The sequence below is a fragment of the Candidatus Dormiibacter sp. genome (assembly GCF_050999135.1).
Taxonomy (GTDB): domain Bacteria; phylum Chloroflexota; class Dormibacteria; order Dormibacterales; family Dormibacteraceae; genus Dormiibacter; species Dormiibacter spiritus.
Window position 1 is genome coordinate 20,839 of record NZ_JBPCPN010000057.1, and the last position, 6,783, is coordinate 27,621.

Annotated in this window: 6 protein-coding genes and 1 tRNA gene; 3 read left to right on the forward strand and 4 right to left on the reverse strand. The window is 65.2% G+C overall.

What is annotated here, in order from left to right; genetic code table 11:
- Positions 1–165: 165 nt before the first annotated feature.
- The 4 genes from ACR2MZ_RS13895 to ACR2MZ_RS13910 all read right to left on the reverse strand — a co-directional run bounded on the left by ACR2MZ_RS13895 (position 166) and on the right by ACR2MZ_RS13910 (position 4,443).
- A complete protein-coding gene (locus ACR2MZ_RS13895; protein ID WP_434005642.1) occupies positions 166–1,020 on the reverse strand; it encodes an alpha/beta hydrolase in 855 nt (284 codons plus the stop codon).
- The gene (locus tag ACR2MZ_RS13900) at positions 1,010–1,603 is read right to left on the reverse strand and encodes a hypothetical protein (protein ID WP_434005643.1); all 594 of its coding nucleotides are present in this window, start codon (positions 1,601–1,603) and stop codon (positions 1,010–1,012) included. Before ACR2MZ_RS13900 ends, ACR2MZ_RS13895 begins: the two co-directional genes overlap by 11 nt.
- A 198-nt stretch (positions 1,604–1,801) precedes the next feature.
- On the reverse strand, positions 1,802–3,844 hold the full coding sequence (locus ACR2MZ_RS13905; protein ID WP_434005644.1) for a VirB4 family type IV secretion system protein: 2,043 nt from the start codon (positions 3,842–3,844) through the stop codon (positions 1,802–1,804).
- 50 nt (positions 3,845–3,894) lie between these two features.
- The gene (locus ACR2MZ_RS13910; RefSeq protein ID WP_434005645.1) at positions 3,895–4,443 is read right to left on the reverse strand and encodes a PrgI family protein; all 549 of its coding nucleotides are present in this window, start codon (positions 4,441–4,443) and stop codon (positions 3,895–3,897) included.
- 99 nt (positions 4,444–4,542) lie between these two features.
- Between ACR2MZ_RS13910 and ACR2MZ_RS13915 the strand changes: the two genes are divergently transcribed.
- From ACR2MZ_RS13915 to ACR2MZ_RS13925, 3 genes are all read left to right on the forward strand, one after another.
- A tRNA-Lys gene (locus tag ACR2MZ_RS13915) sits at positions 4,543–4,619 on the forward strand.
- Between the two features lie 101 nt (positions 4,620–4,720).
- Entirely contained in the window at positions 4,721–5,875 is a 1,155-nt protein-coding gene (locus ACR2MZ_RS13920; protein ID WP_434005646.1) for a tyrosine-type recombinase/integrase, read from the forward strand.
- Between the two features lie 218 nt (positions 5,876–6,093).
- Entirely contained in the window at positions 6,094–6,465 is a 372-nt protein-coding gene (locus ACR2MZ_RS13925) for a cupin domain-containing protein (RefSeq protein WP_434005647.1), read from the forward strand.
- Positions 6,466–6,783: the final 318 nt, after the last annotated feature.

A 6,783-nucleotide genomic window follows, 5' to 3' on the forward strand; every position in this document is an offset into this window, starting at 1 on the left:
CGCAGCGATCTTTGGCGACTACGAGGCCGCACCGGCGGGCACTATCTTCACAACCACTATTGCCTCGTTTTGAAAGCTCTGAATACGATCTCCGCACAACCCCCTGGGTGGGGGGTTTGGGTGGTGGGGTGCTTAACCTGGTTGTGATTTGTTTGCTCGGCCGGGTCACTCCGGTCGGGCCGGGACCGGGGCGTTGAGCCACGCCGCCAGGTCGGCGAAGACCTCTTCCGAGCCATAGTCGTTGAACGGCTCGTGGAAGCGCCCGGGATAGCGCCGCACCACCTGGCCGCAGCTGGCCGCCGCGTTGAACGCTTCGGCCCCGCTGACGTCGATAAGTCGATCGTCGCCCGACAGGAGGAGCAGGAAGGGCTGCCGCAAGGCACTGGCTCGACCGAGAGTGTCGACGCAAGCGGCGCGCCATTCCGTGTAGAGGCGGGCTGAGATGCGGTCATGCGTCAGAGGATCGTCGGCATAGATCCGCACCTGCTCAGGGTCCCGCGAGATCACCTCTGGCTGGACCTCGTTCGACATGGTCAGGCGCGGTACAACCCGGCTGGCCGCGCCGGCCAGTCTCAACTTCCACGCGGGGACCCTCACCTTCGGTAGGAAAGCCGGGTTCGAGAGGACGAAGCGCTGTGCTTGGACATCTCCGCGGAGCATGGCGCTGGCGACGAGCACGCCCCCAAAGGAATGGCCGAGAGGCACAAGTGCGCGGCTCTCCGCCAGATCCCTCGCGAAGGCGAGGAAGTCCGCATAGTCGTCTATCCAGGCGGACCAAGCCTTGAGGTGACCGCGCCTGCCCGCGCTCCGGCCCATGCCTCGCAGGTCCACTGCATAGCAGGAGATGCCACGGCGGTTCAGCGCGCGCCCGAGCCGGGAATAGCGGCCCGAATGCTCACCCAGGCCATGCGCGACCACCACCCCACAGCGTGGCTCTGGAACCGTCCAAGCGCGCCAGAACAGCGAAGTGCCGTCCCGGCCGCGAAGCCATCCCTCCTCTTGCTCAGCCTCAGCGGCCAAGGTGGCCCAGCGCGCGCAGAATCTTCAGAGCCTCCTGCTCCGCCTCCAGCAGTGTTGGCGCGTACGCCCTGAGCCCACAGAGCGCATAGCCCCACTGCTCGGGCCGGGAAGCCTGGATCGCGCCCTGGCGATGAGCCGGCGGGTAGAAGTGGATCGATTGGCCGTCCACCCGCTTGATGACCGGGCGCCTGGCGAGTAGGTCTTCGAGCTGGTCGCCAGAGGGCAGCAAGCCATGCCGGAAGTCCAGATAGCGCAGCTTCGTGAAAGGGTTGTCCTCGTCCCGCACGGTCACCCGCAGCCCCAGGCTGGCGCTGAGATCCCGGAGGAAGAGCATGAAAACAAGCACGTCCGTCTCATCGCCGCCCGACTTGAGAAAACCGGCGGCGGTGACATCCTGGCCCTCAGCTTCACGGACATGGCGCAGGAACTCCATCTCGAACAGTCCTGTCGAACGATCACTCGCCAACCAGGGCGATTCCCCCCGCCACGGACGCTGCGCAGCGAGGGTATTGAAGCTGGCTAGGACCGAGTCCTGCAGATCGCCCGCCAGCCGGTGAAACCGGTGATGGACAACCCTGGGCATGACCGAAATGCTACCTGCGCCCAGCTGCGCCGGCCCCGACTGTACCAGTCCGCCCGCTTTGAAGCACCGACACTCAAAGCCACAGCCATCGACCAGCGTCCGTGACTTGCGCTGCCATTACCGTGCGGTCGCCTCAGGCCGGCCGACAATCGGGTCGATATGGCGGTCAGGAGCATGTCCGTTCGGCGTTCGGCCCTTTCAAGCAAGTGGCGGACCGGCGCGTGCAGCTGCCATCGCTGCCGCTTGCCAGGGTGGCGCCTGGACTGCAAGCGGCAGCCGGTGGGGGCCTGCGGCGAGCAGGAATTCCCCCCGCCGGCAGGTCTCCAGGGCTGAGCGCTGGGCCTCACTCAGACTGAACGCCGCTTGGATCTTCTGTGCTTCGGCGGGCCGCTGGGCGCCGAAGAACATCAGCGCCGGATTGGTGGCCACCACCCGACCCGCCTCGCTGCTGAACAGGTCGCCCGGGTTCTGGGTGGCGAACACGAGAGAGCCGTTGTACTTGCGGATCCTCCGGGAGAGCGCCACCACGAATTGGCGGATCGTCGCATCCTCGAACAGCAGGCCCAGCTCATCGATAACCAGAAGTCGGCGGCGGTCACGCTTCTTGATCCGAGCCCAAAGCGCCTCGGCCAACAGATAGTGGACGGGGGCGATCATCTCCTGTCTCAACTCACGCATGCCAAACACAATCACTGGTGCTCCCAGGTCGACGTTGGTGGGCCGGCTGAAGATTTGGCCGAGGCTGCCTTGGACCCAGCGCCCGAGCACCTTGCCGGCTCGAGAGTTCGGCTCCAGCAGCGCCGCCACGTCGCCCAAGACCGGATCACTGACTGTCTGGAAGGTCTGCCTGATCGCCTGCTCCAGGACCGCCCGCTCCGCCTCGTCCAGCGAGCCACAGATGGTGGCGCAGAGGTCGACTGTGTCTGCCACCGCTGGTCCGAGCGTCGCTTCATCGCCCGTCTGGCCACCTCGCATCTCGAGGACATTGAGGGAGTGGTGAGAGCCCAGATTGAGGGGAATGTCCACGCCGCCCAGCATCTCGGCCAGCTTCCCGTACTCATGTTCAGGGTCGATGACGAAGATCTGCGCTCCTGTGTTGAGGGCAGACATCAACAGCACTGACATCAGGTATGTCTTGCCCGCGCCTGAGTGGCCGAAGACGCCGATGTTGGCGTTGGCGTAGCGGCGGTCATCAAAGGGGTCGACCATCACTGGTTGACCTGTCGCCCGCGACCTGCCCAGCACCAGCCCGTCCGGCTCGTAGAGGTCAGCGTCGAACCAGGGAAAGAGCGTCGTCAAGGAGGAGCTGTGCAGAAGCCGCTTGCGGGCCAGGATGTCTTGACCCAGCGGCAGGGTGCAGAGACGGCCGTCGAGCTGGCGGAAATCGCAGGCGACGAGGCTGCAGAGGCTTGCCCGAGCCGCTGCCTGAATTCTGCGGCCGGCCAGGATCAGATCGTCTCGCGCATCCACGGTGACCGTCAGGTACACGGAGGTGTAGAAAGCAGACTCCTGGCTGGCGATCAGCTGCTCCTGCAGCTGCTCAGCAGCAGGCATGGCGCCGCGCAGCGCAGGATCACCGGCGCCGTCATGCTGCTCTGAACGCGCTGCTCGCATGTTGACCAGCTGTCGCTGCAGATAGTGGACCACCCAGCTGGTCGAGAGGCGCTCCGCGTGCCAGCTCAACGAAACGCGCAGGCCGGGCGGGATGAGCCGCAACAGCCAGCCCGGCTCCAACTCGGAGCCGGGAAAGCGGTCGATGAACCAGGTGCGATGCCAGCCGTTCGCGTCGTGCAGTGCCTGCCTTAGCTCACGACCATGAAGAGCCAGATCCCCGTCGTGTCCGGCCAGCTGCTCCTCGACCCGTACGCCCATCCCACCCAACGCCCGTCGTAGACCTTCGACGGAGGTTGGCTCCACTACGAGCCGGACCCGTCGCGCCTGAGCCTGCGGGGATTGGCGCAGCGAGATCGCGAAAGCAAGGTCGGCCGCGCGCCGTCCCTCCGCTGGGGGCAGTTCCTGCTCCCGCTGCGTCTCGCCGGCTGGGCCACGAACGCCGGGGCTAGAGTCGATGACCACCTGCAGGCTGCTGTCAAGCCCATCCAACAGCGCTCGGAACCCGCCAGCCCAGCGCAGGCGGTCCTCGTCAGTGGCATCCAGGAATCCAAGCGCGGCCGTGCTGATGGGACTGGATCTCGCGGTCTCGGCCGCCAGCTGCCGCGCCGGCCGGGGGACTACTCGCACTGGCCAGGGTGCCCGTCCAGCCGCACTGCTGATGCGCGCCAGCCGTTTCATCATGCCGCGACCTCGAGTGTGGCGAGTCGATTGATAGCCGCGAGGTCCAGCTCCCGGCCGAAGCCAGGCGGTCTTGAAGCTCCTTTGCCTGGCGGTAACGCGTCTACGACGCTGCCACCTTCAAGGACGTCGGGAAGTTGCAGGACCTCAACCGAACCAGCGCCCGTGTTGTGCGGGCCTTCCGGCCTAGTCAGCGGCGGCACTTCGGCTGGGACCGAGACTACTTCGGATGGCCTGCGCGAAGCGGCCACCGCTCTCCTCCGCTCGAGCGCCGCGAGCTCCAGCATGTGGTTGCGTCGCAAGAAGACCAGGCAGTCCCAGGCCAGGCGATCGCTCCGGGTGCCGCCGACCCTGCCCCACGCCAGGACCGGCCCCGCCAGCAGCATCAACAGGCAGGAGAACACCCTGACGACGCCCGGGAGCATCTGCAGACCCCAGACCGTGAAGGCTCCAATGACGGCGATGACCAGATAGCCGAACCTCATCGGCGAGAGGCCAAAGATGAGCTTGTCCTCCAGATCCACGTCCTGCGGTACGCGAGCCCTCATGGCGGCGGAGCCTATGCGATCTGATCAGCGCTGGAAAGACCGCCGGTTAAGAAAGTAGAATCGGGGACGGCCCGGGCCCTAAGCCGGAGGCGCTCCGAAGCCCGTGTAGCTCAACTTGGCAGAGCAGGGGACTCTTAATCCCAAGGTTCAGGGTTCAACTCCCTGCGCGGGCACCACAAATCGTATTCAAAAACCTACTCAAACGGGATACTTGTGCCTCCCTTCGCCGGACACTGTAGCCATTTTGTAGCCATCTTGTGCTACAGTCGTGCCCAGTATGACGGCCAGGCGGGGTCACGGCGAGGGCAGCATCTTTCGACGGAAGGATGGGCTCTGGGCGGGTTCCGTGAACCTTGGAAGGCGGGACGGCCAACGCCGGCGCAAGACGGTCTACGGACGCACGCGCCGCGAAGTTCAAGAGAAGGTTGTAGCCGCCCTCCGCGACCAGCAGCTGGGCGTCTTGCCCTCGACGGGAACGGGCACCGTGGCTCAGTTCCTCGCCACTTGGCTGGAGAATTCCGCCAAACCTCGCTTGCGGCCCTCCACCTACCGCAGCTACAGCGACCTGATCCACCTGCACCTGATCCCCAGCCTCGGCCACCTCCGCCTCGACCGACTGGGTCCGGCGCAGGTCCAGGCGATGCTGAACGCCAAACTCGCCAGCGGTCTCTCGCCGAGACGGGTCGAGTTCCTGCGGGCGGTTCTGAGGACATCCCTGAATCAGGCAATCAAGTGGGAGATGCTCACCAAGAATGCGGCCGCCTTGGCCGACTCACCGCGCGTCACTCGTCGTCCGGTGCAGGTGCTGAGTCCGGCAGAGGCTCAGCGACTCTTGGATGCGGCAAGAGACGATCGGTTTGAGGCCGTCTACGCGGTGGCCCTCAGCCTCGGGCTTCGCCAAGGAGAGGCGCTCGGCCTGCGCTGGCAGGACATAGACCTAACGGAACAGCGCCTCACCGTGGTGCATGCACTGCAGCGGGTGGACGGGAAGCTGACGTTGGTGGAACCCAAGACTGCGCGATCCAGGCGCTCGATCAAGGTTCCGGCCGTTATTGCCGATATCCTGGCGAAGCACCGGAAGCGCCAGTTTGAGGACCGCCTTCGGGCGGGCGCCCGATGGCAGCATTCAGATCTGGTGTTCACGACGACCATTGGCACGCCCCTTGAAGGAACCACGGTGACGCATCGATTTCCGCACCTACTCGCGGCTGCTGGCCTGCCACGGATCCGCTTTCACGACCTGAGGCATTCTTGCGCCTCCCTCCTCCTTGCACAGGGAGTATCTCCCCGCGTGGTAATGGAGACTCTCGGCCACAGCCAAATCAGCCTGACCATGAACACCTACTCGCACGTAATCCCGGCAGTCCAAGCAGAGGCGGCCAATGCTATGGATCGCATCCTGACGCGACACGCCCCCACAGCAAGCCAGTGAGTGTGAGTTGTATTGGCGACGGAGAGAGTTTGGGAGCGGCGGCCGCAACGAAAACCTGGGCTGTTAACTGGCCCTCGAGATTGCCTCTGGCGCGGCCGGTTCACAGACCCACCAAGTCACTTCTTCCCACGCGAGTACGCTGTGAAGGGTGGCGGTTGTCAGCGGTAGCACTCCGAACTCAAAGTCGCCACAATGTCGTTCATCGAGGAAAGCGAGCAGTGATCGAATACGTGCGGAAGGTCGACCTTGAGGCACTACGACAGAGCCCGGAGCGCTGGTCGCAGGAGCTGACCAGCGACGGAGCCATAAGCAGCTGCGCCGTCACTGTCATCAAGACCCCTCCCGGGGGAGGTTCTCCGGCCGGCCTGCACACTCACGGGGTCGACCAGGTGTTCTACATTCTCGACGGAACGATGAACGTCGAGATCGACGGCAGCGCGTACGTCGTCGATTCGGGAACCGCCGTTCTGTTCCCCGCCGGTGTAGCGCATCGCAACTGGAATGCCGGGACCGACGCGACTGTCCACCTTGCGATCGCCGCGCCGGCGCCCCCGAAAAGCGCGGCGTTCGCGATCAGCGTCCCGTCCTAAACCCTCCCTCCGACCGCTCCCGACCGACCGTCCCTCCACACGAACGTTTCGCGAGAACCAAAGCCTGTGTTCCCGCCGGAATTCACTCACGAATCGCCTCGGCGGTGGCGGCCAGCGCGATTGCGAGCGGCAGCGCCATCTACCCCGAGGTGGGTTACGGAAGCGCAGCCGCTTTCGCCGGAGCGGCTAGCATGAACAGCGCACGAGATCCCGCGACAGTCGCGGCTCATCGTGGGCGCACCTTGCCGGCACCATAGACCAGCTCGGCCGGGGGGTGCCCGCGGTTCCTCCGGCCGGTGTGTGCGCGCTCGAAGTTGT

Bases quoted from the DNA above. Each gene is read 5' to 3' on its own strand.
- ACR2MZ_RS13900 (WP_434005643.1), bottom strand. From the start codon at position 1,603: ATGCCCAGGGTTGTCCATCACCGGTTTCACCGGCTGGCGGGCGATCTG.
- ACR2MZ_RS13920 (WP_434005646.1), top strand. From the start codon at position 4,721: ATGACGGCCAGGCGGGGTCACGGCGAGGGCAGCATCTTTCGACGGAAG.
- ACR2MZ_RS13910 (WP_434005645.1), bottom strand. From the start codon at position 4,443: ATGAGGGCTCGCGTACCGCAGGACGTGGATCTGGAGGACAAGCTCATC.